Annotated in this window: 23 protein-coding genes; 16 read left to right on the forward strand and 7 right to left on the reverse strand. The window is 68.5% G+C overall.

Going from position 1 to position 23,313, the window contains the following annotated elements; translation table 11 throughout:
• The first annotated feature begins 2 nt into the window (after positions 1-2).
• The 5 genes from BLU38_RS25840 to BLU38_RS25860 are packed head-to-tail and all read left to right on the forward strand — an operon-like array spanning position 3 to position 5,765.
• Positions 3-947 carry a phosphate/phosphite/phosphonate ABC transporter substrate-binding protein gene (locus BLU38_RS25840; protein ID WP_091528967.1) on the forward strand — a complete coding sequence of 315 codons (945 nt, stop codon included), beginning with the start codon at positions 3-5 and terminating at the stop codon, positions 945-947.
• A complete protein-coding gene (locus BLU38_RS25845; RefSeq protein ID WP_231920041.1) occupies positions 944-1,789 on the forward strand; it encodes a phosphonate ABC transporter ATP-binding protein in 846 nt (281 codons plus the stop codon). Before BLU38_RS25840 ends, BLU38_RS25845 begins: the two co-directional genes overlap by 4 nt.
• The gene (gene phnE, locus BLU38_RS25850) at positions 1,786-2,652 is read left to right on the forward strand and encodes a phosphonate ABC transporter, permease protein PhnE (protein WP_172836224.1); all 867 of its coding nucleotides are present in this window, start codon (positions 1,786-1,788) and stop codon (positions 2,650-2,652) included. Before BLU38_RS25845 ends, phnE begins: the two co-directional genes overlap by 4 nt.
• 28 nt (positions 2,653-2,680) lie before the next feature.
• Positions 2,681-5,179 (forward strand): PEP/pyruvate-binding domain-containing protein, encoded by a 2,499-nt coding sequence (locus BLU38_RS25855; RefSeq protein WP_091528969.1) that lies wholly within the window; start codon positions 2,681-2,683, stop codon positions 5,177-5,179.
• Complete coding sequence (locus BLU38_RS25860; RefSeq protein ID WP_091528972.1) at positions 5,163-5,765, forward strand: TetR/AcrR family transcriptional regulator; 603 nt, start codon at positions 5,163-5,165, stop codon at positions 5,763-5,765. The genes BLU38_RS25855 and BLU38_RS25860 overlap by 17 nt, the downstream gene beginning before the upstream one ends.
• A gap of 4 nt (positions 5,766-5,769) precedes the next feature.
• On the opposite strand, the gene BLU38_RS25865 is transcribed toward BLU38_RS25860, so the two are convergent.
• Positions 5,770-6,558 (reverse strand): nucleotidyltransferase domain-containing protein, encoded by a 789-nt coding sequence (locus tag BLU38_RS25865; protein WP_091528975.1) that lies wholly within the window; start codon positions 6,556-6,558, stop codon positions 5,770-5,772.
• Positions 6,559-6,640: 82 nt separating this feature from the next.
• The gene (locus BLU38_RS25870) at positions 6,641-7,363 is read right to left on the reverse strand and encodes an IclR family transcriptional regulator (RefSeq protein WP_091528977.1); all 723 of its coding nucleotides are present in this window, start codon (positions 7,361-7,363) and stop codon (positions 6,641-6,643) included.
• Between the two features lie 139 nt (positions 7,364-7,502).
• Between BLU38_RS25870 and leuC the strand changes: the two genes are divergently transcribed.
• The 3 genes from leuC to BLU38_RS25885 all read left to right on the forward strand — a co-directional run bounded on the left by leuC (position 7,503) and on the right by BLU38_RS25885 (position 10,376).
• Complete coding sequence (gene leuC, locus BLU38_RS25875) at positions 7,503-8,912, forward strand: 3-isopropylmalate dehydratase large subunit (RefSeq protein ID WP_091528980.1); 1,410 nt, start codon at positions 7,503-7,505, stop codon at positions 8,910-8,912.
• Between the two features lie 29 nt (positions 8,913-8,941).
• Complete coding sequence (gene leuD, locus BLU38_RS25880; protein WP_091528982.1) at positions 8,942-9,550, forward strand: 3-isopropylmalate dehydratase small subunit; 609 nt, start codon at positions 8,942-8,944, stop codon at positions 9,548-9,550.
• Positions 9,551-9,737: 187 nt separating this feature from the next.
• The gene (locus BLU38_RS25885) at positions 9,738-10,376 is read left to right on the forward strand and encodes an HU family DNA-binding protein (protein ID WP_091528984.1); all 639 of its coding nucleotides are present in this window, start codon (positions 9,738-9,740) and stop codon (positions 10,374-10,376) included.
• Between the two features lie 84 nt (positions 10,377-10,460).
• Here the strand turns inward: BLU38_RS25885 and cofC are convergent, their stop codons facing one another.
• Positions 10,461-11,285: a 2-phospho-L-lactate guanylyltransferase gene (gene cofC, locus BLU38_RS25890; RefSeq protein WP_157683715.1), complete on the reverse strand. Its 825-nt coding sequence runs from the start codon at positions 11,283-11,285 to the stop codon at positions 10,461-10,463.
• 31 nt (positions 11,286-11,316) lie between these two features.
• Here cofC and BLU38_RS25895 point away from each other — a divergent pair, with 31 nt between their 5' ends.
• The 3 genes from BLU38_RS25895 to BLU38_RS25905 all read left to right on the forward strand — a co-directional run bounded on the left by BLU38_RS25895 (position 11,317) and on the right by BLU38_RS25905 (position 14,839).
• Positions 11,317-12,024, forward strand: a complete 708-nt coding sequence (locus BLU38_RS25895; RefSeq protein WP_157683716.1) for a lysophospholipid acyltransferase family protein — start codon at positions 11,317-11,319, stop codon at positions 12,022-12,024.
• A 137-nt stretch (positions 12,025-12,161) separates the two neighbouring features.
• The gene (locus tag BLU38_RS25900) at positions 12,162-13,157 is read left to right on the forward strand and encodes an NAD(P)H-dependent glycerol-3-phosphate dehydrogenase (protein WP_091528992.1); all 996 of its coding nucleotides are present in this window, start codon (positions 12,162-12,164) and stop codon (positions 13,155-13,157) included.
• A gap of 23 nt (positions 13,158-13,180) precedes the next feature.
• Complete coding sequence (locus tag BLU38_RS25905; RefSeq protein ID WP_091528995.1) at positions 13,181-14,839, forward strand: hypothetical protein; 1,659 nt, start codon at positions 13,181-13,183, stop codon at positions 14,837-14,839.
• On the opposite strand, the gene BLU38_RS25910 is transcribed toward BLU38_RS25905, so the two are convergent.
• Positions 14,766-15,926, reverse strand: a complete 1,161-nt coding sequence (locus BLU38_RS25910) for a trans-sulfuration enzyme family protein (protein WP_091528998.1) — start codon at positions 15,924-15,926, stop codon at positions 14,766-14,768. The genes BLU38_RS25905 and BLU38_RS25910 overlap by 74 nt on opposite strands.
• A gap of 128 nt (positions 15,927-16,054) precedes the next feature.
• Between BLU38_RS25910 and BLU38_RS25915 the strand changes: the two genes are divergently transcribed.
• Positions 16,055-17,185 carry a D-alanine--D-alanine ligase family protein gene (locus tag BLU38_RS25915; protein ID WP_091529000.1) on the forward strand — a complete coding sequence of 377 codons (1,131 nt, stop codon included), beginning with the start codon at positions 16,055-16,057 and terminating at the stop codon, positions 17,183-17,185.
• Between the two features lie 97 nt (positions 17,186-17,282).
• On the opposite strand, the gene BLU38_RS25920 is transcribed toward BLU38_RS25915, so the two are convergent.
• The gene (locus tag BLU38_RS25920; RefSeq protein ID WP_231920042.1) at positions 17,283-17,774 is read right to left on the reverse strand and encodes a DUF3515 domain-containing protein; all 492 of its coding nucleotides are present in this window, start codon (positions 17,772-17,774) and stop codon (positions 17,283-17,285) included.
• A 43-nt stretch (positions 17,775-17,817) separates the two neighbouring features.
• On the reverse strand, positions 17,818-18,054 hold the full coding sequence (locus tag BLU38_RS25925) for an Lrp/AsnC ligand binding domain-containing protein (protein ID WP_091529006.1): 237 nt from the start codon (positions 18,052-18,054) through the stop codon (positions 17,818-17,820).
• Between the two features lie 110 nt (positions 18,055-18,164).
• Here BLU38_RS25925 and BLU38_RS25930 point away from each other — a divergent pair, with 110 nt between their 5' ends.
• From BLU38_RS25930 to BLU38_RS25945, 4 genes are all read left to right on the forward strand, one after another.
• Entirely contained in the window at positions 18,165-19,124 is a 960-nt protein-coding gene (locus BLU38_RS25930; RefSeq protein ID WP_091529009.1) for a thiamine-phosphate kinase, read from the forward strand.
• Positions 19,121-20,584: a cobyric acid synthase gene (locus tag BLU38_RS25935; protein WP_091529012.1), complete on the forward strand. Its 1,464-nt coding sequence runs from the start codon at positions 19,121-19,123 to the stop codon at positions 20,582-20,584. The genes BLU38_RS25930 and BLU38_RS25935 overlap by 4 nt, the downstream gene beginning before the upstream one ends.
• A complete protein-coding gene (gene cobF, locus BLU38_RS25940) occupies positions 20,581-21,396 on the forward strand; it encodes a precorrin-6A synthase (deacetylating) (RefSeq protein ID WP_091529014.1) in 816 nt (271 codons plus the stop codon). The genes BLU38_RS25935 and cobF overlap by 4 nt, the downstream gene beginning before the upstream one ends.
• A gap of 147 nt (positions 21,397-21,543) precedes the next feature.
• Positions 21,544-22,233: a Type 1 glutamine amidotransferase-like domain-containing protein gene (locus tag BLU38_RS25945; RefSeq protein WP_157683717.1), complete on the forward strand. Its 690-nt coding sequence runs from the start codon at positions 21,544-21,546 to the stop codon at positions 22,231-22,233.
• A 50-nt stretch (positions 22,234-22,283) separates the two neighbouring features.
• On the opposite strand, the gene BLU38_RS25950 is transcribed toward BLU38_RS25945, so the two are convergent.
• On the reverse strand, positions 22,284-23,276 hold the full coding sequence (locus tag BLU38_RS25950; RefSeq protein ID WP_091533162.1) for a hypothetical protein: 993 nt from the start codon (positions 23,274-23,276) through the stop codon (positions 22,284-22,286).
• Positions 23,277-23,313 lie beyond the last annotated feature (37 nt).

Below are 23,313 nucleotides of genomic sequence, written 5' to 3' on the forward strand. Positions count from 1 at the left end.
TGATGTCTGCAGACCGTTTCCGAACAAGACTCCGTACCGCCGTCGCCGGACTGGTGGCGGTGGTCCCGATCCTGGCCGTCGCCGTGTCGGGTTGCGGCGCCGATGCCACGTCGGCGGCCGACGGGGAAGAGTCCGCCACCTGCCCGAACGGCCAGATCCGCTTCGGAGTCGAGCCGTTCGAGGATCCGGCCAAACTGACACCCGCGTTCACGGTGCTCGGCGATGCGCTGTCCAAGAAGCTGAACTGCCCGGTCAAGGTGCAGATCGTGGAGAACTACTCCGCCGAGGTTCTGGCGATGCAGAACGGCCAGTTGGAGATCGGCCAGTTCGGTCCGCTGGGCTACGTGTTCGCCTCGGATCGGGCCAAGGCCGAGCCGCTGGTCTCCTTCGGCGACGGCAGCGGCAAGCTCAGCACCTACAAGGCCGGCATCTGGGTGCCCAAGGACAGCCCGGTCAAGACGGTCGCCGACCTGAAGGGCAGATCATTGGCGCTGTCCAGCACCGGATCCACCTCCGGTGATGCGTTGCCGCGGTTCGCGCTCAAGCAGGCCGGCGTCGCCGAGTCCGCGGTCAAGATCGACTACGCCGGAGGACATCCGCAATCGATGCTGGCCTTGGTGAACGGCAAGGTCGACGCCGCCGAGATCAACACCCAGCAGCAGGCGACGGCGGCCGAGGCGGGCACCTTCGACGAGAGCAAGTTCCGCCGGATCTGGACCTCGGAGCCGATCCCCAACGATCCGATCACCGTTCCCGGTGATCTTGACCCGCAGCTGAAGAAGTCGATCAAGAACGCGCTGACCAGCCTGCCGAAGTCCGACGTCGCCAAGGTCGGTGCCTATCTCGATGTCGAGCCCGGTCCGCTGGTCCCGGTCACCAAGCAGACCTATCAGCCGTTGTTCGAGCTGGCCGAGACCCTCGGGCTGACCGAGAAGGACGCGGAATGATCGCCGTACCCGAGTCCGGTTCGGCCGCGAACGGGCTGGCGCCGGCGCTGTCGATGCGAGGTTTGTCGGTACGGGGGCTGAGCAAGGAGTTCGGCGGTCGGATCGTGTTGCAGGACTTCGATCTCGACGTCGCCCCCGGCGAGGTCGTCGCCCTGCTCGGCGCGAACGGCTCGGGCAAGTCGACCGCGCTGAAATGTATCGTCGGGATCGAACGCCCGGACAGCGGCCGGATCCTGCTCGAGGGGGCAGACCTGACCGCGTTGACCGATCGAGCGCTGATCGATGCCCGGATGCGAACCGCCATGGTCTTCCAACAGATCCATCTGGTCCGCCGCCGGACCGCCTTGCAGAACGTGTGTTCCGGAGGGTTGGGCCGACTCTCGCTCGGTCGTTCCTTCATCTGGGCGGCCTTCCCCCGCACGTTGCGCGAGGAGGCCATGGCCTGCCTGGACCGGGTCGGCCTTGCCGACCGGGCCCATAATCGCGTCGCCGCGCTGTCCGGTGGTCAACAGCAGCGGGTCGCGCTGGCCCGTGCGCTGTGTCAACGCGCCGCCGTGCTGCTCGCCGACGAACCCGTGTCGGCCCTGGATCCCGCGGCGGCCGAGCAGGTGATGGCGCTGATGGTCGACCTCGCCCGGACCGAAGGACTGGCCGTCGCGGCCGTGCTGCACCAACCGGAGCTGGCCCGCCGGCATGCCGACCGGCTGGTCGGGCTGCGCGACGGGCGAATCGACTTCGCCGGCCGCAGTGCCGACATCGGTGCCGAACAGGTCGACGGGCTGTACCTGGCGCCGGCCGCTCGCAGTGTTGCCCACCATGATCAGAAACGGATCCCGGCATGACCTCCGCCGTACCCCGCTCCCGGTTCGCCCTGCGCCGATCGGTCGATGATCACCGCCCGGACCGGATGCCAGTACCTCCGCAGACCCTGCGACCGCAGCAGATCACCTCGGCGGCCGTGATCATCGCCGTGCTGGTCGCAGCGCACGTCCTCGCCTGGCGGGGGACCGAGATCGCTCCGGACACCCTGGTCCGGGGCTGGGCCGGGATGGCGCGCTTCATCGGCGAGGCGGTGCCACCCGACATCAGCTGGCCGACCGTGGTCGGTCCCGGCCTGCAGGCCTGCCTGGTGACACTGTGGATCGGCCTGCTCGGTACGACGTTCTCGATCCCGTTCAGCTTCCTGCTGGCGATCCTGGGTTCGCGCGCGACCACCAGCAACGCGGTGGTCTACCAGGTGGCTCGAGGCCTGTTGTCGTTCCTGCGGGCGGTGCCGGACATCGTGTTCGCGTTGATCTTCGTCACCGCGGTCGGACTCGGTCCGTTCCCCGGCGTGCTGGCGTTGATGTTCCACAACACCGGAGTGATGGGCAAGTTGTGGTCGGAGGCGATGGAGGCGGTCGACCAGGGACCCGCCGAGGCGTTGCGGATCGCCGGCGCCGGGCGGACCCAGATCGCCCTGCACGCGATCTTCCCGGCCGTGCTGCCGCAGCTCATCGGGCTGTTGCTCTATCGCTTCGACGTCAACGTCCGCAGCTCGGTGGTGCTCGGCCTGGTCGGCGCCGGCGGCATCGGCTTCCTGATCAATCAGGCCATCCAACTGTTCCGTTTCGACCAACTGCTCAGCTACATCCTGATGGTGCTCATCCTGGTGATCGCAGTGGACCTGCTGAGCGCCGCCATCCGCCGCCGCCTCCAGACCTGATCGGCGAATAAGCTACGCTGCGTATCTTATGAACCAGCGTGCAGCGGAAGTCGCGATACGTCCGTTAGGAAGCGTCGGTGCCGGGGACCTGGCCACCGCAGGGGGCAAGGCGGCCAATCTCGGGGAGTTGATCGGGATCGGGATGCCGGTGCCGGACGGCTTCGTGATCACCACCGACGCGTACCGCCGGCTGGCCGAGTCCGCTGCCGAGCTGACACCACAGCCGTCCGGATCGCCGGCCGGCCTGCAGAACGCCTGGGCCGGTGCGGTGATCCCGGACGACCTGCGGACGGAGATCGTCGACGCCTACCGCAGCTCGGGCGGAGGTCGGGTCGCGGTCCGATCCAGCGCCACCGCCGAGGACCTGCCCGGCGCTGCGTTCGCCGGGCAGCAGGACACCTACCTCGACATCGACGGCGACGAGGCGCTGCTGGACGCCGTACGGCGTTGCTGGGCGTCGTTGTGGACCGAACGGGCGATCGCCTATCGGGACCGGCTGGGGATCGCGCCGGACGATGTGACGATCGCGGTCGTCGTCCAACAGATGGCTCCGGCGTCGGTGGCCGGCGTGATGTTCACCGCCGATCCGGTGTCCGGCGAGCGGGACCGGGTGATCATCGATGCGGCGCCCGGGCTCGGCGAGGCGGTGGTCTCCGGTCTGGTCACCCCTGACCACTACCGGCTCGGCACCGACGGCACGGTCCTGGAACACCGCAGCGGAGAGCGCGGCACCGTGGTCGGCGCCGCGACGACCGCCGCAGCCGATGGTGAGTTGCTGCCGGCGGAGCTGCGCAGACTGGCCGAACTCGGTGGGCGAGTGGCGGCGCACTACCGGCGGCCGATGGACATCGAGTGGGCGATCGTCCGGGCGGCATCCGCCGACCACCACACCGTCGACGCGGGATCGGGCGGACGAGCCGGCGACGTGCGGCTGCTGCAGGCCCGACCGATGACCGGCCTGCCCAGCGAACCGGTCGAGCTGACGCCGTTGCAGCGCCGGACCAATCAGGTGGTCCTGGACTATCTGCCGATCCGGCCGTACCCGCTCGACCTGACCACCTGGACCCAGCGCGGGGTGGCCAAGATGCTGGCCGACCTGGCCGCCAGCATCGGCATCCGGCTCGACCTGGCCGACGCCTTCGTCGAGACCGACGGCGTGGTCTCCTCCTTCCGTCCGGTCGACCCGCATCCGACCGCGGCAACGTTGCGGGCACCGGTCTCGTTGGCGCGCCGGATCCGCCGCTATCACGCCGATGCCTGGCGTCAGGATCCGCGATACCGGCGGTTCCGACGTCAGCTCGACGACCTCGGGAGACGTCCGGCATCCGGCCTTTCCTGGCAGGGATTGCTCCAACGGGTCGAGGACGCGTTGGCCGCAGCACAACTGATCACCGACCTGCGGGTGGACTACATGCCGTCGGCCGGCGCAGGGATGGGGCGGTTGCTGTTGATCAGCGCCGTTCTCGGCCGGCGTCGCCAGTTCGACGATCTGCTGACCGGGGCGCAGACGATCACGACGGTGATCAACCGGCGGCTGAGCGAGCTTGCGGGTGCCGCACGAGCGACGCCGGACCTGATGCGCCATGCCGAGCAGCTCTCCGGTGCCGAGTTGTACACCGCTGTGCAGCACGATTCGGCCTGCGGCCCGTTCGTTGCCGAGCTCGAGGACTTCCTTGCCGACTACGGATCCCGGGAGACCGACAGCCTGCTGGTGGTGAGCTCGCCGACCTGGGGTGACGCTCCGCATCGACTCCTGGACCTGATCATGATGCTGGCCCGGACCGAGGACCATGCGTCGAACCTGCCCGACGGCGTCGATCACGATCGATCGACGACATCGGTGCAGGGACTGCTCGGCCATCCCTTGCTGCGCAGCGCGTTCGCCCGACACCGGGTCCGGCGCGCGGTGGAAGCCGCCCGGGCCGGGGTGGTGGTCCGCGAGGACACCCACTTCGAACTGATGCGCCCGGCGCCGCTGTTGCGGCAGGCACTGATCGAGATCGGCGAACGGATGGCGGACGCCGGCGTGCTGGCGGCTGCCGGTGACGTCTGGCACCTGCGGCTGGAGGAGATCAGGCAGCTCGGTGCCCCGGAGGATGCCGGCGCGGAGCAGGTCGCCACCACCAGGGCGGCGGTCGAACAGCGGAAGGCGATCCGGGCCGGCTACGGCGCGGCTCCGCTGGTCAATGTGATCGCTCCCGAGCCGGTCGGCGACGCGTTGCTGGTCGGATCTCCGGCGAGCGCGGGCCAGGTCACCGGACCGGTCCGGATCGTCCGTGGCCCGGACGATTTCGGTGCGCTGCGATCGGGTGAGGTGCTCGTCTGCCCGAACACCAATCCGTCCTGGACGCCGCTCTTCCAGCGCGCCATCGCCGTCGTCGCCGACACCGGAGGCGCCGGGTCGCATGCCGCGATCGTCGCCCGGGAGTACGGGATCCCGGCAGTGATGGGGACCCGCAACGGCACCAGCCGACTCACCGACGGACAGCGGGTGACCGTGGACGGTGATCATGGCCAGGTCCGCTGAACCAACAAGCAAGCGGCGCCGCGGTGCAGAGCTCGAGCAGGCGATCCTGGCCGCCGCGGTGCAGGAACTGCAACGGTCCGGCTATCACGAGCTGACAATGGAGGCCGTCGCGGCCCGGGCCGGTGCCAGCAAGAACTCGGTGTACCGGCGCTGGCCGACCAAGCGTCGGCTCGCGTTGGCCGCGGTCCGGGACGGACTGACCGGGACGGCAGACCTCGCCGACACCGGTGCCCTGCGCAGCGACCTGCTGGCGATCCTGCGCAGCATTGCCACACAGCTGGACGGGCCGACCGGTGTCGCTCTCCGGGTCGTCGTCGCCGAGTCGGTTGCCTCGGCGGACCGTTCCGGCTGGCTCCGTGATCATGGAGCCAGCACCAGTACGGCGATGATGGCCGAGATCGCCGACCGGGCCGATCAGCGCGGCGAGATCGACCGATCCACGATCACCGAACGGGCGCTGGAGGTCGGCCCGGCGATGCTCCGCAATCACTTCCTGTTCGGTGGCCTACCGATCAGCGAGGCGTTGCTGACCAGCATCGTCGACGAGGTGATCATCCCGCTGTGGACGACCGGCTCCGGCCGCTGACCGATCAGGGCACCTGATCGGGCTGGGATAGCTCGGCATCGGTCTCCCGCAACCGGCTACGGCAACGGGATCGGATCGTCTGCACGAGTTCCGGCAGATCACTGGCGCTGCGGGCAGTGATCATCTGGGTGTCGATGTCGTCCAGTCCCGCCGTGCGGAGCAGCTGTTTGTCGTTGGTGATCCAGGTGCCCTCGGCGGCGAGGACCGCATGCGAGGTCACTGCCACGGCTTCGGCGAGCAGGCCGAGGCAGGCCGTCGCGCGACCGTGCGGAGCGTGATTCTTGGCCGCGTAGTCGAAGATCATCCGGGCCCGGGACCACCACTGATCGGGAGCCTGCTGTTGCAGAGCGGGCGGATACGCCGGGCGCGGCAGATCGCCCGCCAGCGTCCGATTGGCGGCCAGCTCGGCCAGCAGTAGGTAGCTCGGGATCCCGGCAACATGGAACAGCAACGGCTCGGTCCAGAAACGGCCCGCCCGGGCCTCGTCCCAGATCCGGTCGACCTCGTCCAGGTCGCGATAGTGCACGTCGACGGCGCGACCGTCGACGGTCAACCAGGCGCCGCCGTTGTAGATCCCGCCGCCCCAGCCGCCGAGCTCGGACACCTCACCCGGCCAGCCGATCGCCCGGAGATGCCGCGGGTCGAAATCGCCGCGGTAGTAGATCGCCAGGTCCCAGTCGCTGTCCGGCCGGGCTGTGCCCTGGGTCCGGGAGCCACCGAGCGCCACCGCCAGCACCTGCGGCAGACCGGCCAGTCGCCGGGACAACGCGTCGAGGAATTCGGAGTCGTTCACGTCAGGCAGAGTCGCAGCAGGAGGTTGCGAACGCCAGCCGATTACGGCAGTCGCAAACCGGGTCCGACGGGTCGAAGACCGATCACTCCGTGCCGGTCCGGCGCAGTACTTCGCTGAGCCGTTCGGCCGCAGCGATCACGGCGGGTGCATGCAGGCGGCCCGGTTGCCGGGAGAGCCGCTCGATCGGTCCGGAGACGCTGACCGCCGCGATCACCTTGCCGGATGGGGATCGGACCGGCGCGGACACCGAGGCGACACCCGGCTCCCGCTCACCGACCGAGTGTGCCCAACCGCGCCGACGGACCGCTGCCAGTGCCACCGCGGAGTAGCGCGAGCCACGCAGCCCGCGCTGCATCCGCTCCGGCTCTTCCCAGGCCAGCAGTATTTGTGCCGCCGACCCGGCGGTCATCGTCAGCTGGGAGCCGACCGGGACGGTGTCACGCAATCCCGATTGACGTTCGGCGGCTGCGACGCAGATCCGGAAATCGCCCTGGCGGCGGAACAGCTGGGCCGACTCGCCGGTGATGTCGCGCAGCCGGGCGAGCACCGGCCCGGCTGTTGCCAGCAGGCGATCCTCGCCGGCCGCCGAGGCGAGCTCGCCGAGCCGTGGGCCGAGCACGAAGCGGCCCTGGAGGTCACGGCTGACCAGTCGATGGTGCTCGAGCGCGACGGCCAACCGGTGCGCCGTCGGACGGGCCAGCCCGGTCGCCGCGACCAGGCCCGCCAGGGTCGTCGGCCCGGTCTCCAAGGCGCCCAGAACGAGAGCCGCTTTGTCCAGAACGCCGACACCGCTAGAGTTGTCCATGGCTTGATATTGCCGTCTCGAATGCTGGAATGCAAGCCGAGACGGCGAATCGGCCGCAAATCTTTGGTCAAGATCATCACCGAACCGGGGTCGACGCGCCGCGTCGACCGTCCGACCATCACAACAGGAAGAACCGGACATGGGTAAGACGCTGAGTGAAAAGGTGTGGGACGCCCACGTTGTGGCCGCCGACGAGAACACCGAATTGCTCTACATCGACCTGCACCTGGTCCACGAGGTGACCAGTCCGCAGGCCTTCGACGGACTCCGGCAAGCCGGGCGGAAGGTCAGACGCCCCGACCTCACCCTGCTCACCGAGGACCACAACATTCCCACGGTGGACGTCGACAAACCCATTGCCGACCCGGTTTCGCGTACCCAGGTGGAGACGCTGCGCAAGAACGCCGAGGAGTTCGGTCTGCGGATCCACAAGCTCGGCGATCTTGATCAGGGCATCGTGCACATCATCGGTCCGCAGCTGGGTCTGACCCAGCCCGGGATGACGGTGGTGTGTGGGGATTCACACACCTCGACCCATGGCGCCTTCGGTGCATTGGCCTTCGGCATCGGCACCTCCGAGGTGGAGCACGTGCTGGCCACCCAGAGCCTGGCCCAGCGCAAGCCGAAGACGATGGCGGTCAACGTCAACGGTGAACTGCCCGAGGGTGTCACCGCCAAGGACATCGTGCTGGCGCTGATCGCCAAGGTCGGTACCGGCGGCGGTCAGGGATATGTCGCGGAGTATCGCGGTGCGGCCATCGAGAAGCTGTCGATGGAGGGCCGGATGACGATCTGCAACATGAGCATCGAGTGGGGCGCCAAGGCAGGCATGGTCGCGCCGGACGAGACGACCTTCGAATACCTCAAGGGCCGTCCGCACGCGCCGCAGGGTGCCGACTGGGATGCCGCGGTCGAATACTGGAAGTCGTTGCGGACCGACGCAGACGCCACGTTCGATCTGGAAGTCGATCTTGACGCCGCCGACCTGTCACCGTTCGTCACCTGGGGAACGAACCCGGGTCAGGGTGTGCCGTTGTCCGGCTCGGTGCCGGATCCGGAGACCTTCACCGACGAGTCGTCCAGGGTTGCGGCGCAGAAGGCGCTGGAGTACATGGACCTCAAGGCCGGTACGCCGATGCGCGAGGTCGCCGTCGACACGATCTTCCTCGGGTCCTGCACCAACGGCCGGATCGAGGACCTGCGGGCCGCCGCAGAGGTGATCAAGGGACACACGATCTCCGATGCCGTACGGATGCTGGTCGTCCCGGGATCGGCCCGGGTCCGACTGCAGGCCGAGTCCGAGGGCCTCGATGTCGTGTTCAAGGAAGCCGGCGCCGAATGGCGTGGTGCCGGATGCTCGATGTGTCTGGCGATGAACCCGGACAAGCTGGCGCCGGGCGAACGCAGCGCGTCGACCTCCAATCGCAACTTCGAAGGCCGGCAGGGCAAGGGCGGCCGTACCCATCTGGTGTCGCCGGTCGTCGCGGCGGCGACGGCGATCACCGGCAAACTGACCGCGCCCGCTGACCTGCCCGTCCGCAACGGCTGATCGCATCGGCTGACCAAGGAGACCTGATCATGGAAAAGTTCACCAGCCACACGGGCACCGGTCTGCCGTTGCGTCGCAGCAACGTCGACACCGACCAGATCATCCCGGCCGTGTATCTGAAGCGGGTCACCCGGACCGGCTTCGAGGACGGGCTGTTCGCCGCCTGGCGTAACGATCCGGAGTTCGTGCTGAATCTGCCGCAGTACAAGCTCGCCAGCATTCTGATCCCGGGCCCCGATTTCGGGACCGGATCGTCCCGGGAGCACGCGGTCTGGGCCCTGCAGGACTACGGGTTCAAGGTCATCATCGGCTCCCGCTTCGGCGACATCTTCTCCAACAACTCCGGCAACGCGGGTCTGCTGCTGGCCAAGGTCGGACAGGACGACGTCGAGCAGCTGTGGAAGATCGTCGAGAATCACCCGGAGACCGAGATCACCGTTGATCTCCAGGCCAAGACGATCACTGCCAGCGACGGCTTCACGACCTCCTTCGTGATCGACGATTACACCCGGTGGCGGCTGCTCGAGGGACTGGACAACATCGGTCTGACGTTGCGTCAGGAGGCCGAAATCACTGCCTACGAAGGCAACCGGCTGCCGTTCCTGCCGGCCACGGTTCCGGCCCGAACGGCCGGCTGAACAGGTCGATATCGCCGTTTCAGCCCCAAAATCGCCTGAAATTCCTTACGACACGGCGTTTTGGGGCTTGCGGTATTTGTCTCAACCCCTTCACTTCTCTAGCGTTAGCCCTCAGATGGGTGAGTTCGCTCGCCCGACTCGTCCGCAAGGTGCGGGCACGTTGAAGCTGGTTCGAAGAAGGGAAGCTGTGAACAAGGCTGAGTTAATCGAGGCGCTTGCCGTCGAGTTCGACGGAAGCAAGGCCCAGGCGGCCAAGGCATTGAACGCGGTCGTGGACACGATCACGTACTCGACGGCCCGTGGTGAAAAGGTGTCGATCACCGGCTTCGGCGTCTTCGAGAAGATCAAGCGGCCGTCCCGGATGGTCCGCAACCCGCGTACCGGTGAGCGCAAGCGGGCCAAGGCCACCGCGGTGCCGAAGTTCCGTGCAGGCTCGGAGCTGAAGGCCTACGTCTCGGGTGAGAAGAAGCCGCCGCGGGCGACCAAGAAGGCTGCTGCCGCACCGGCCAAGAAGGCCGCACCGGCGAAGGCTGCCGCGACCAAGACCGCCGCCAAGAAGGCGCCGGCCAAGAAGGCTGCACCGGCGAAGGCTGCCGCGACCAAGACCGCCGCCAAGAAGGCGCCGGCCAAGAAGGCCGCACCGGCCAAGACCGCTGCCAAGAAGGCACCGGCACGCAAGACGGTGGCCAAGAAGGCACCGGCAACGAAGGCGCCGGCACGCAAGACGGTGGCCAAGAAGGCCCCGGCGAAGACCGCGGCCAAGAAGGCGACCGCCAAGAAGGCACCCGCCAAGAAGGCAACGGCGAAGAAGACCGCACGTCGCTGAGCCGAAGATCAACAACTGAACACACTGCGGAAGGCCCGGACAGCAACCTGCTGCCCGGGCCTTCGCAGTTGCCGGACCGCTGGGTCACGGCCAGGCGCTGATGATCACCCCGTCGTCGGTTGCGGCGTGCAGTCGCTGGCCCGGGCGGAGCAGCCGGACCACCGGGTCGATCACCGTGCCGGCCAGATCTGAGCTGACGCCGGCGTCACTGATCACCCGATAGCCGCCGTCGGCGTCGCGCGGTCCGGCGACGGTGATCGCGGCGTAGTCGGCCAACCGACCGTTGCTGATCAGCGATCCGGTGTGCGTGCCGACGCCGAGCCGGATCGCAGGGTCGAGATCATCGGGAGCATCGACGTCTGCTCGGAGCGACGCCAGTGCCGGATCAGTGATCAACGCCGCACCCGAATCGGCGTGCGCCGCCGCGGACTCGCCACCGAACAACGGATCGAGGTCGACACCGTCGGCCATCAGCAGGGTGGTCCCGGTGCCGCTGTGATCCGGCACGAATCCGCGGGCCCGGCCGGCGGAGTCGAGCAGCCGGGTCGCTGTCCCGATCGACTCCGCGGTCACCGCCGGAAGATCGCCGACGCAGGCCAACACCCGCTGGACACCGTGGCTACGGAGGAAGCCCTCGCCTGCGCGCAGCGCGTTGTTGAGACCGCCGGGGGACGGTTCGGGCAGCACCGTCGCCGTGATTCCTGCCCGGGCAAGGGATTGCGGCATCGTCGCGGCGTCGCTGACGACGACCAACCGGATGCCGGCCGATGCCACAGCGGCGAGGGTGTCCAACGCCATCAGCGCGGCGAGCCGTTGCCGTAGCGGCGTCGGCAGCACACCGAGCCGGGACTTGGCCACCGCCGACGGCTTGAGCGCGACAACTGCCGCCCATGAATGCTGGTCCGACATCACGGTCGCACATCCTGTCATGCTTGCCGATGTGACCGATGATCGTGCTCGTCAGCAGCCCGTGGCAGCCCCCGGCAGCCCGCACGGTCCCGTCAAACCGTTGGCCTGGTCGGTGATCGGTCTGGTGGATCGGCTGACCGTCCGGGACTGGCGGGGCACCGAGAAGTTGCCCGGGGCGGACACCGGCGGCGTCATCCTCGCGGTCAATCACATCTCCAACGTCGATCCGCTGGTGGTCGGCACCTTCGTTGCCCGGAACGGGTTGTGGCCCCGCTTCCTGGCCAAGGAGTCGTTGTTCGGCGTGCCGTTGCTGGGGGCGGCGCTGCGCGGCATCGGGCAGATCCCGGTGCACCGTCGGTCGGCCGCCGCGCGCGATGCGCTGCAGCACGCGGTGATCGCACTGGAGCAAGGTGGCTGTGTGGTGATCTACCCGGAGGGCACGATCACCGATGATCCGCTGCTGTGGCCGATGAACGGACGCAGCGGCGCCGCCCGACTGGCGTTGCAGACCGGACGGCCGCTGATCCCGGTCGGGCAGTGGGGCGCGGAACGGATCCTGTACGGCAAGAAGCGCGGCTGGCCGCGATTCCTCCCGCGTCAACGGATCTCGATGCTGGTGGGCGATCCGGTCGATCTGTCCGACCTGCGTGATCGGCCGGTTGCCGAGGGAGCCCGGCTGGCGACCGAACGGCTGATGGACGCGATCACCGACCTGGTCGCCGAGTTGCGAGGCAGCTAGTGTGCGCGACACCAGCCGCCGCAGACCGACTGACCCGCAGACCAACTCATCCGCAGCAGACGCGACCGGGTGCCGATCGCGAACCGGCCCGCCGACCATCGGCCGGTTCGGCTCGCGGTGGCGTACGATCACCGGCGATGAGCACGGTAACGGTGATGGGGTCCGGATCCTGGGGGACCGCGATGGCGTCGACCCTGTGTGACAACGATCACCGGGTCACGTTGTGGGCGCGCCGGCCGGAGGTGTGCAGCAAGATCAACACCGAGCATCGCAACCCCGACTACTTTCCCGACCTGATCCTGCCCGATCACCTGTCCGCCGAGTCCGACCCTTCCCGGGCGATGGCCGACGCGCAGTTCGTCGTCCTGGCCGTGCCGTCACAGACCTTGCGGGAGAACCTCGGGCAGTGGCGGTTGCCCGACAATGCGATCGTGGTCAGCCTGGCCAAGGGCGTCGAGGTCGGCACCGGGATGCGGATGAGCGAGGTGATCATGGAGGTCACCGGGATCTCGCCGGACCGGATCGCCGTCCTCACCGGTCCCAACCTCTCCCACGAGATCGCCGCCCGCCAGCCCGCCGCAGCCGTCGTCGCGAGCGCCCGGCAGGAGACGGCGATCGCGGTCCAGCAGCTCTTCCACACCGCGACGTTCCGCCCCTACACCAACAACGACGTGCTGGGCTGCGAACTCGGCGGCGCGACGAAGAACGTGATCGCGCTAGCGGTCGGTGTCGCCGCCGGCATGGGCTACGGCGCCAATTCCGCTGCGTCGTTGATCACCCGCGGCCTGGCCGAGATCATCCGGCTGGGCGAGGCGATGGGAGCCGACCCGCACACCTTTTCCGGGCTGGCGGGGATCGGAGACCTGGTGGCGACCTGTTCCTCGCCGCTGTCCCGCAACCGCACCTTCGGCGAGGAACTGGGACGCGGCCGGACCGTGGGCGAGATCAGTGGTTCGACCCGGCAGGTCGCCGAGGGCGTCAAGTCCTGCAAGTCGATCAAGGCATTGGCCGACCGTTACCAGGTGGAGATGCCGATCACCCATGCGGTCTGCGCGGTGATCGACGGGCAGATCGCTCCCGATGCCCTGGTGCAGACGCTGCTCGCGCGGGCAGCCAAGCCCGAACGGTACTGAGTTGCGATGAGCTGGGATCCACGATGAGTGTCGGTCCGGCGCGGGTCGGTCCAGCTCGACCGGTACGGCTCGGGCCGGCCTGGGTCGGCTGGCTGCTGCTGGCGCCGGCCTTGGTGCTGATGATCGTCCAATTGCTCGTGCCCGGCATCCGTACGGTGCTGATCAGCCTGCGCGGATCGACGGCGTTCGGCGGATCGCAGCATCGCACGATCGGTGTGGACGGCTATCGGCACGCCGACGATCTCGCGGCCGCGCTGGGCGGCAGCCTGGCCTGCGCCGCCCTGTTGCTGGTGGCGGCCCTGACCATCGGACCGGTGACCGGACTGGTGCTGGCACGCGCCACCGGCATCACCGCTGTCATCGGTCGGGGGTTGCTGGGGCTGTTGCTCTGCTGCTACGCGCCGACCGCGATGGTGCTCGGGCTGCTGTTCGACAGTGGCTACACCGGCGTCGCCGGACTGATGCTGGACACGTTCATCATCTATCTGCCGGTGGCTGTCGCCGGGTCGGCGTTGCTCTGGTCGACGATCTTCCGGGCTGCCGATGTCGGCGATCGCCGGACGCGGCCGTCCGGTGCAGGCATCCTCGCCGGCGCGATCATGGTCGGGATCGCCTGTCTGGCCGGTGGCCTGCAGTCCTTCGAGGCTCCCGTACTGCTCGCCGGCGGACGGATGGTCAGCACCGCGAACCTGATCCTCTACAGCCTGCAGTCCGCCCGCTTCGACACCGCTGCCGCCGTCTGCACGGTCTTGATGATCATCGTTGCCGCGCTCGGTCTGGCCGCCGGTGTGATCATGATCGCGCTCCGTGCCCGGTTCGTGCTCAGCCCGGTAACCCTGTCGGCGCAGCGATCCCCGGGCCTGCTCAAGGCTGTCGCCGTCGGGATTCCGCTGGTGATCGCCGTGGTCGTGGTGATCCTGCATCGGGACTGGGTCGTCGGTCTGGTGCAGGCCGGCACCGATCTGCCGGGACCGGACAGCGCGCTGGTCCTGCAGACCCTGTTCAACACCTGGGTGCCGTCCGGTCTCGGCGCGCTGATCCAGGTCGTCGTCGCGCTGCTGGCCGGAGCGGCGATCGGCTGGTGGCAACCGATCGGCCGGCACAGCCGATGGCTGCTGCTCGCCTTTGCACCGTGGCTGTTCGCCGGTGGCCTTCCGCTGATCGTCGCCGAGTACGACGCCCGCGGCGCCGAACCGCGGAGCGAGGACTGGACCGCGTTGATCCCGTCGGTCTGGGTGATCACGCCGGCGATCTTCGTCCTCAGTTGGCTGTTCGAGGAACTACGGGCGGCCGCCGTCGTCGGCCGGCAGCGCAACCCGCTGCCGATCGTCGGCGCGGCACTGCTCACCCTGGTGATCTGCTGGATCGTGCAGGCACAGGACCTGCTGCGACCGATGTTCCTCACCACGAGGACGATCACCGCTCCGATGCTGTCGTTCCGGTCGGTGCAGACCTCGTTCCGCGCCGACGGCACGCTGTGGTTGGTGCTCCCACTGCCGATGCTGCTCAGCTTTGCGGTGGTCGCCGCCGCCGCGCTGATCATGCTCGCCCCGGTTCGGCTGGTCGTCGGCTCGACGTCGGTGACCAGGTCGGCGATCGGTCCGGCGGTCAGCCGTGCGGCAGCGCCTGACGCAGATCGGCCAGCAGATCATCGACATGCTCCACCCCGACCGACATCCTGACCAGCCCCTCATCGACGCTGGGCAGCTCGGCCGGCCAGCGCCGGCGGCGTTCCAGGGACGACTCGACACCACCGAGACTGGTCGCGTGCACCCAGAGCCGTAGCCGCGCGATCATCGCGTCCGCGGTCTGCGCGTCGGCCAGTTCGATCGCCGCCATCGAGCCGAAGCCGGGATAGCGCACCCGTTGTACCGCAGGGTGGGTCTCCAGTTCGGCGACGATCCGGCGCGCGGAGCCTTCGGCCTGCCGGACCCGGATCGGCAGCGTACGAATGCCGCGGAGCACCAGGTAGGCCTCCAGCACGCCAGGCGTCGCACCGTGCAGTTTGCGGTGCGCCTCGGCGACGGAGAACGACTCCGGCCGGCTCGGCGCGAAGGACAACATCCCGCACAACGCGTCGGAATGCCCGGACAGGAACTTGGTGGCCGAGTGCAACACGATGTCCGCGCCGTGGGCCAGCGGTTGCTGCAGGATCGGCGTGGCGAAGGTGTTGTCGACCAGCAACAGGCAGTCGTCCGGCCGACTGTCGGCGATCGCCGCGATGTCGGCGACCTCCATGGTCGGATTGGCCGGCGTCTCCAGCCAGATCAGCTGGGCGCCGTCGGCAGCTGCCAGCACCTGCTCGGTGTCGGCGATGTCGACGGTCCGCACGGTCAGGCCATGCCGTTGCCGGTACTCCTCGGCCAAGGCGGCGACGCCGAGATAGCAATGCTCGGGCAGCACCACCGTGGCATCGGACGGCACGGTCGCCAGCGCAGCCGCAGCCGCGGCCATCCCGCTGGCGAACGCGAGCGACCGGACCCGGTCGGCCCCGGTCGGCAGACCGACGCCCTCCAGGGCCGACACCGCATCCTCCAAGGCGCTCCAGCCGGGGTTTCCGTACCGCCCGTAGCCGACCCAGTCCGTACCCTGGCCGCCGACATAGGTCGAGGCGGGCACGATCGGCTGATTCAGCGGCGCGTCCGGCACCGGGTCGGGGCGTCCGGCCGCCACCGCCAGCGTTTCCGGCCGCAGCACCGGGCTCCCCGGATCGGTGCCGGTGGAGGAGACGGGACGGGACGCGGGCGTGGCGGAACCGGGGTCGGACATGCCACCAAGTCTGCGACACGGCCGCCCGCTCCGATCACCGCGGCCGCCAACTGGACAGCGGCCGCGCGCCGTCGGCGACGGGCCACCACAGCCAGGTAGGGTCTGGGGCGACCCAGAAGGAGGGCAGCATGAGCAGTGGGACGAGACCGCGCGTCGCGGTGGTGTTCGGCGGAACCAGCGACGAACATCCGGTGTCCTGCCTGACCGCCCGTGGCGTGGTCGGCGCGATCGATTCCGAACGTTACGACGTGATCGGGGTCGGCATCACGCGCAGCGGCCGCTGGGTTGTCGTGCCGCCCGAGCAGATCGCCGCCCTGCAGGTCGAGGGCAAGAAGATGCCGGAACTGACCGAGGACGCCGCCGACGCCATGCTGCTGCCCGGTTCGGCCGGTGCCGGTGGTGAGCTGGTCGAGCGCACCGGCGGTGGTACCGGACTGGCGCAGCTCGGACCGGTCGATGTGGCGTTCTCCCTGCTGCACGGCCCGTTCGGCGAGGACGGCACCATCCAAGGTCTGTTCGAGATGATGGGCACCCGCTACGTCGGCGCCGGGGTGCTGGCCAGCGCGGTCGGGATGGACAAGCACTACATGAAGATGATCTTCGAACGCTCCGGACTGCCGGTCGACCCGTACGTGGTGATCACCCCGGGCGACTGGCATCGCGATCGCGAGCAGTCCCTGAAGGCCGTGTCAGCGCTGAAATACCCGCTGTACGTCAAACCGACGCGCAACGGCTCCAGCATCGGGATCAGCAAGGTCGATGACGAGAGCCAGTTGCTGGACGCGATCGATTTCGCCCACCGCTTCGATCCGAAGGTGATCATCGAGGAGGGCCTGGAGAACGCCCGCGAACTCGAGTGTGGGGTGCTGCAGTCACCCGGCGGTGAAGCTCCGCTGGTCAGTGCGGTGGCCGAGATCAGGATGCACAACGAGTCGGGCTTCTACGACTTCGACGCGAAGTACCTTCCCGAGGAACAGGTCGATCTTGACGTGCCGGCCGATCTGGACGATGCGACGACCCGGGAGATGCAGGCCCTGGCAGCGAAGGCGTTCGACGCGATCGGCTGCGAAGGACTGTCCCGGGTGGACTTCTTCCTGACCGCCGACGGGCGGCTGGTGCTCAACGAGATCAACACCATGCCGGGTTTCACCGAGCACTCGATGTATCCCCGGGTCTGGGCCGCCAGCGGCATCGACTATCCGACGCTGGTCGACCGGCTGCTGCAGCTCGCCCTGCAGCGTCCCGTCGGCCTCCGCTGACCCCGTACTCCACTCCCGCCGCACCGTTTGCGTACCTTCGCACCGTGCACACGTGGTGCGAAGGTACGCAAACGGTGCGGCCGGGGCGTGGTGGTGGCTAGACGCACGTCCGGACGACGGGCACCTGGGATTTGATCGGGGCGGCGAGATCGACCAGCGCGTTGGCCTGCGGGGTGTACTTGTTCGGCACGGTGACCTGGACCAACGCCGTACGCCCCAAGGTGGTGTAGCGGATGTCGGAGTCGCGTTCCTCGGCGTACCAGCCGACCCCGTTGACCTCCCAGCATTTGCTGGCGGCGTTCATTCCTGCCGGCTTCGTCACGCCGCAGGCCAGGGTGATCGCCGGATGTCCCCATGCTGCGGTGAAGTCCGAGGCCGGTTCGACCTCGCGGTGCCGCTGTTGATCAACGATCTGCGGCAACGCCGACACCAGCGAACGGCAGGTCTTCGCCGTCGCCGCGTTCGGTGTTGGAGCCGGGACCTCGGCCGCACAGCCGCCGACAGCGACCAGCAGCGCGGCGACAACCGCACCGAAGATCATCCGCGGTCCTGGGACCTTGCGTCCGACGGTCGGACATGTTCTCACCACGCGGGCGAGGGTAACGCGCCGGCGAGAACCGCCTCGGCGGCGGTCAGATGTGCACCACCGGACAGGTCACCGTACGGGTGATGCCGTCGACCACCTGCACCTTGGCCACCACCAGTGAACCGAGCTCGTCGACATTGGGTGCCTCGGCGCGGACGATCACGTCGTACGGGCCGGTGACGTCCTCGGCCAGCGTCACGCCACTGATCGTCCGGATCTCTGCAGCCACGTCCGCCGCCCGGCCGACGCCGGTCTGCACCAGGATGTATGCCTGAACGGTCACGGTGGATCACCCTCCTCGCTGACGCAGAGCCTGCGGGCTCAACGGTACGCTCGTCGCGCTGACCTCACGCTACCCGAGGCAGCCACATCAGATCGAGAGAACAGGCAGGCATGAGTTTGTCCGACCGCACCCTGGCCGACGTCGGTGAGTTCCGGCTGATCGAGGAGATCACCGACGGGCTCACCCTGGGACCCGACGTGATGATCGGGCCAGGTGACGACGGCGCGGTGCTGGCCGTCGACTCGCCGCTGGTCTGCTCGGTCGACCTGTTGGTCGAGAATGTGCACTTCAAGACCGACTGGTCGCCGGCCGAGTCGGTCGGTCGCAAGGCGGTGGCGGTCAACGTCGCCGACATCGAGGCGATGGGAGCAACGCCGACCGGGCTGGTGGTCGGCTTCGCCGCGCCCGGGGAGACGCCGGAGAGCTGGGCGTTGGATTTTGCCCGAGGGCTGCGCGCCGAATGCGAGACCGCCGGTGTCTCGTTGGTCGGTGGCGACGTGACCCGAGCCGCTCAGATCGCGATCTCGGTCACCGTGCTGGGCAGCTTGGACGGGCGTCCACCGGTCCGCCGGGACGGCGCCCGGGCCGGTGATCTGGTCGCCTTCCGCGGCAGGCTGGGCTGGGCCGGTGCGGGTTGGGCGGTGCTCGGTCGCGGCTTCCGGTCGCCGCGGGCTGCGGTGCAGGCCTATCAGGTGCCGGAACCGCCGTACGGACAGGGCAGGATCGCCGCCCTGGCCGGTGCGTCGGCGATGATCGACGTGTCGGACGGGCTGTTGGCCGATCTGGGCCACATCGCCCGGCGATCCGGCGTCGCGATCGACCTGCACCGGGAATCGTTCCCGATCGCCGAACCGTTGCAGGCGGTCGCGGCCGCCACCGGCTCGGACCCGTTGGGTTTTGTGCTCACCGGCGGTGAGGACCACGCCCTGGTGGCGACCTTCGCCGCCGACAGCGTGCCGGCCGATTGGACCGTGGTCGGGACCGTCAGCGCCGTGGGCGAGGGCGGACCGACGATCACCGTGGACGGTTCGGCCTGGGAGGGCGAGCAGGGCTGGGACCACTACGCATGACCGGTAGCGCAGTACGCCGTCGCGGGCTGGTGGTCGCCGGCACGTCGTCGGACGCGGGCAAGTCGCTGGTCGTTGCCGGACTCTGCCGGGTGCTGGCCCGGCGCGGTATCGCGGTGGCGCCGTTCAAGTCCCAGAACATGTCGAACAACTCGATGGTCTGCGCCGACGGTTCGGAGATCGGTCGGGCGCAGTATCTGCAGGCCCAGGCGGCCGGGGTGCCCGCGGAGTCGGCGATGAACCCGGTGCTGCTGAAGCCCGGTTCGGACCGCCGCTCGCATGTGGTGTTGCGCGGCAAGCCGTACGGGACGCTGGAAGCCGGGCAGTATGCGACCGGCCGCCAGCAGTTGGCTACCGCGGCCTACCAGGCGTTCGAAGACCTCTCCGAACGCTACGAGACGATCATCTGCGAGGGCGCCGGATCGCCCGCCGAGATCAACCTGCGGGCCGGGGACTACGTCAATCTCGGTCTTGCGCGGCGGTTCGAGTTGCCGATGGTGATCGTCGGCGACATCGACCGCGGTGGGGTGCTCGCCTCGCTCTACGGGACGGTGATGTTGCTCGACGCCGACGATCGGGCCGTGATCAAGGCCTACCTGATCAACAAGTTCCGCGGAGATCAATCGGTGTTGGATCCCGGGCTGCAGATGATCACCGAACGGACCGGTGTGCCGTGCGCCGGAGTGTTGCCCTGGCTGCCCGACCTATGGCTGGATTCCGAAGACACCCTGGAGGTCGGATCGGTGCGCCGGTCGGCCGATCCGGACACGGCGCTGCGGGTTGCGGTGGTCCGGCTGCCGCGAATCTCCAACGCCACCGACGTCGACGCGCTGGCCGCCGAACCGGGGGTCGACGTGACCGTGACCACCGACCCGGGGGCGATCGCCGGTGCCGACCTCGTCGTCCTGCCCGGTTCCCGATCGACGGTCTCCGATCTTCGCTGGTTGCGTGAGCGAGGCATCGCGGCGACGTTGGCGGACCGGGCCCGACGGGAGGCGCCGGTGCTCGGGATCTGCGGCGGCTTCCAGATGATGGCCCGGTCGATCGACGACCCGATCGAATCCGGCGTCGGATCCGTCGAAGGACTCGGGCTGTTGCCGGTCACGGTCGATTTCGTCGCCGACAAGACCCTCGGCCGGCCGACCGGACAGTGGCACGGGCACCCCGTCCGGGCCTACGAGATCCATCATGGCGTCGCCCGGATCGACGGTGCGGAAGGATTCCTGGACGGCTGTCGCTCCGGTCAGGTGTGGGGAACGATGTGGCACGGGACCTTGGAGAACGACGCCTTCCGCCGCGGCTGGCTGGCCGAGGTCGCCGCAGCAGCGGGCTCGCGGTGGCAACCGGACCCGGACGCCGCCGGTTTCGCCGATCGTCGGGAGACCATGATCAACAGCCTGGCGGCTGCACTGGACGACCATGCCGACATCGATCTGATCCTCGACCTGGCAGGTGTTGCATGATCACCGCACTGGTGATCGGGATCGGGACGGGGAACCCCGATCACCTCACCGGTGAAGCGATCGGGGCGCTGAATCGCGCCGACCTGTTCCTGGTCGCCGACAAGGGACCCGCGAAGCAGGATCTGGCGCTGTTGCGCACCGAGATCTGTCGCCGGTTCATCGATGATGATCATTACGCGATCGTCGAGGTGCCCGACCCGGAGCGAGGACCCGATGCCGAACGGGGCAACTCGGAGTACCGCGCCGGGGTCGAGCGCTGGCATGCCGAACGAGCCCGGCGGTACGCAGCCGCGATCGCCGATTCCGTCGGTGATCACGGGACGGTCGGTTTCCTCGTGCTCGGCGACCCGGCGTTGTACGACAGCACGATCAAGATCGTCCGATCGATCGAAGCACACACCGATCTGGACGTCGAGCTGGAGGTCGTGCCCGGGATCAGCAGCCTGGCGCTGCTGGCGGCTCGGCACAAGATCACCCTGAACAGAGTGGGCTACCCGGTGCATGTCACCACCGGACGCCGGCTCGTCGAGGAATACCGTCCCGAGCTCGGAGACGTCGCGGTGATGCTGGACGGTTCGCTGCACTGCGCCGACCTGCTGGCCGATCATCCGGACCTGGTCATCTATTGGGGAGCCCAGCTCGGACTCGAGGACGAGGTCCTGATCTCCGGACGGCTGACCGACGTCATCGACCGGATCAGGGCAGCCCGAACCGCCGCCCGGGACCGGCGCGGCTGGGTGATGGACATCTACCTGCTCCGTCCGGGAGTCGCTGCGAAATCGGCTCGACCGGGTGCCGAGGTGACGCCATAGTCGGTGGATGGCCGACGAGTCGCTCACCGAGACCCACGCCGCCGAGATCCTCCGGGCCTGGCTCGGGGCCTGATGATCGGCGGGAAGGGGAATGATCAGCGAGGAGGCCGGGACCTGCGCGCCAGGATGATCTGCCATGCTCGGCACATGTCCGGTGCGGTGTATCTGGGTGGTGGCGGCTCGGCGAGCGATGAGGCAGCGGTCTGGGACGAGATGCTGGACGGGGTCCGATCGCTGCTGTACTGGCCGGTCGCGCTGTCCGGGACGATGTTGACCGGTGCCGAGCAATGGTTGCGTGCCGGACTTGCCGGCAGGCCGACGATCACGGTCACCACCTGGATGGATCTGTCGGAACACGCCGGCGACCCACTGTCAGCTTTCGACCTGATCTTCGTCGGCGGTGGCAACACCTTCGATCTGCACCATCGACTCAGCACAGCGGGACTCGAGTCGTCGTTGCGCAGCTTCCTGGGCAACGGCGGCCGCTACTACGGCGGCAGCGCCGGCGCGGTCCTCGCCGGGAGAAGCATCGGGATCGCCGCCGGCATCGACGACGACCGGATCGGCGCCGCCGATCACTCCGCTCTGGGACTGATCGGCGCGGATCTGCTGCCGCACTATTCACCGGACTGGTTGGGTCACGCCCGGGACTGGAGCGTCCGGCATCCGGATCGGCTGCTGATCGGGATCCCCGAGGCCGGCGGGATCGGTTGCGTGATGGAAGATCCGACGGAGCGGGTCCGGGCGATCGGTCCGGATCCGGTGCGGCTGTTCCGCCGCGGCGAGATGATCGGGGAGGTCGCCGCCGGCGAGGACTTCGCGCTCACCGTGCAGTAGCTGGGCTGATGGTTGCGTTTCCGGGTCCTGTCGTCGACGTTGGGGGATTGCTACGACAGCTGAGCGGGAGCTGATCCGTCGTACCACCGGAGCACGCGGAGGGCCCGCAGGGTGTTCCAACGGCTGGGCCGGCCGTCGCCGTCCTCGAGGGCGAAGTGGACCTTGCCGGGATGGGTGTTCTCCAACAGCCAGGTCCCGTCGGGCTGTTGTTTGCCGCGCAGCAGCGAGATGGCCTCGTCCAGCCGTTGATCGCGGCGATCGGCGACCCGGAAGTAGTCCAGGGCGCGCAGCACGTCGTAGTACCAGTGGGTCGGGAAGCTGAAGGCTCCGAAATCGTCATCGATGATGGCGCCGGTGCTCTTGCGCCGCAGCAGGCGACGATCCAGCAGGTAGTCCTCTCCGCGCCGCAACGATTCGGCGACGTCCGGTCGGTCGCTGCCCGGTCGTTGCTGACGCCGCTGATAGGTGCGCAGGCCCTCGAGCACGTTGATCGTGCTGTGGAAGGAACCTCGCACCGATCCGCGTTCGGACTCGCAGTTCCAGCCGCCGTCGGCCAGTTGGCCGCTGAGCAGCAGCTCGGCGATGCCGTCGACGTCAAAACCGAAGTACGCACCCTGGCCGACGGTGCGGCCGTTGATGCATTCCTCGACCTCACCATCGAAATAGCGCTGGCCGTCATGCTCCCAGCGGGCGTTGTCGCGGACCCGCTCGACCGCGGCTCGGACCGTCGGATCGTCCGGATCGATGCCGAACTCCTGCAGCAGCGCCAGGCTGAACAGGGTGGCGATCCAGGGTTGACCGTCGCCGAGATCGCTGGCGTGCTCACCGGCGGGGAAGCAGGCGCCGCCGGCCCAGGTGCCGTCGGCATCCTGCAGCGCCAGCATTCGGGCGCCCCAGCCCTGTTCTGTGACACGGGATCGTTCGGCCGCGACGGCGGCTTCGTCCGCTGTGGTGAGATCCCGCATCGTCTGCCAGCGGACTGCCGGGTCACCGGCCAACAGCCACTCGATGACGCCCTTCGGACCAGCTACCTCGCCGTTCATGTCGCCTCCATCGCCGTTCATCTCACACGACTGCGAC

The organism is Microlunatus soli (assembly GCF_900105385.1).
Classification (GTDB): domain Bacteria; phylum Actinomycetota; class Actinomycetes; order Propionibacteriales; family Propionibacteriaceae; genus Microlunatus; species Microlunatus soli.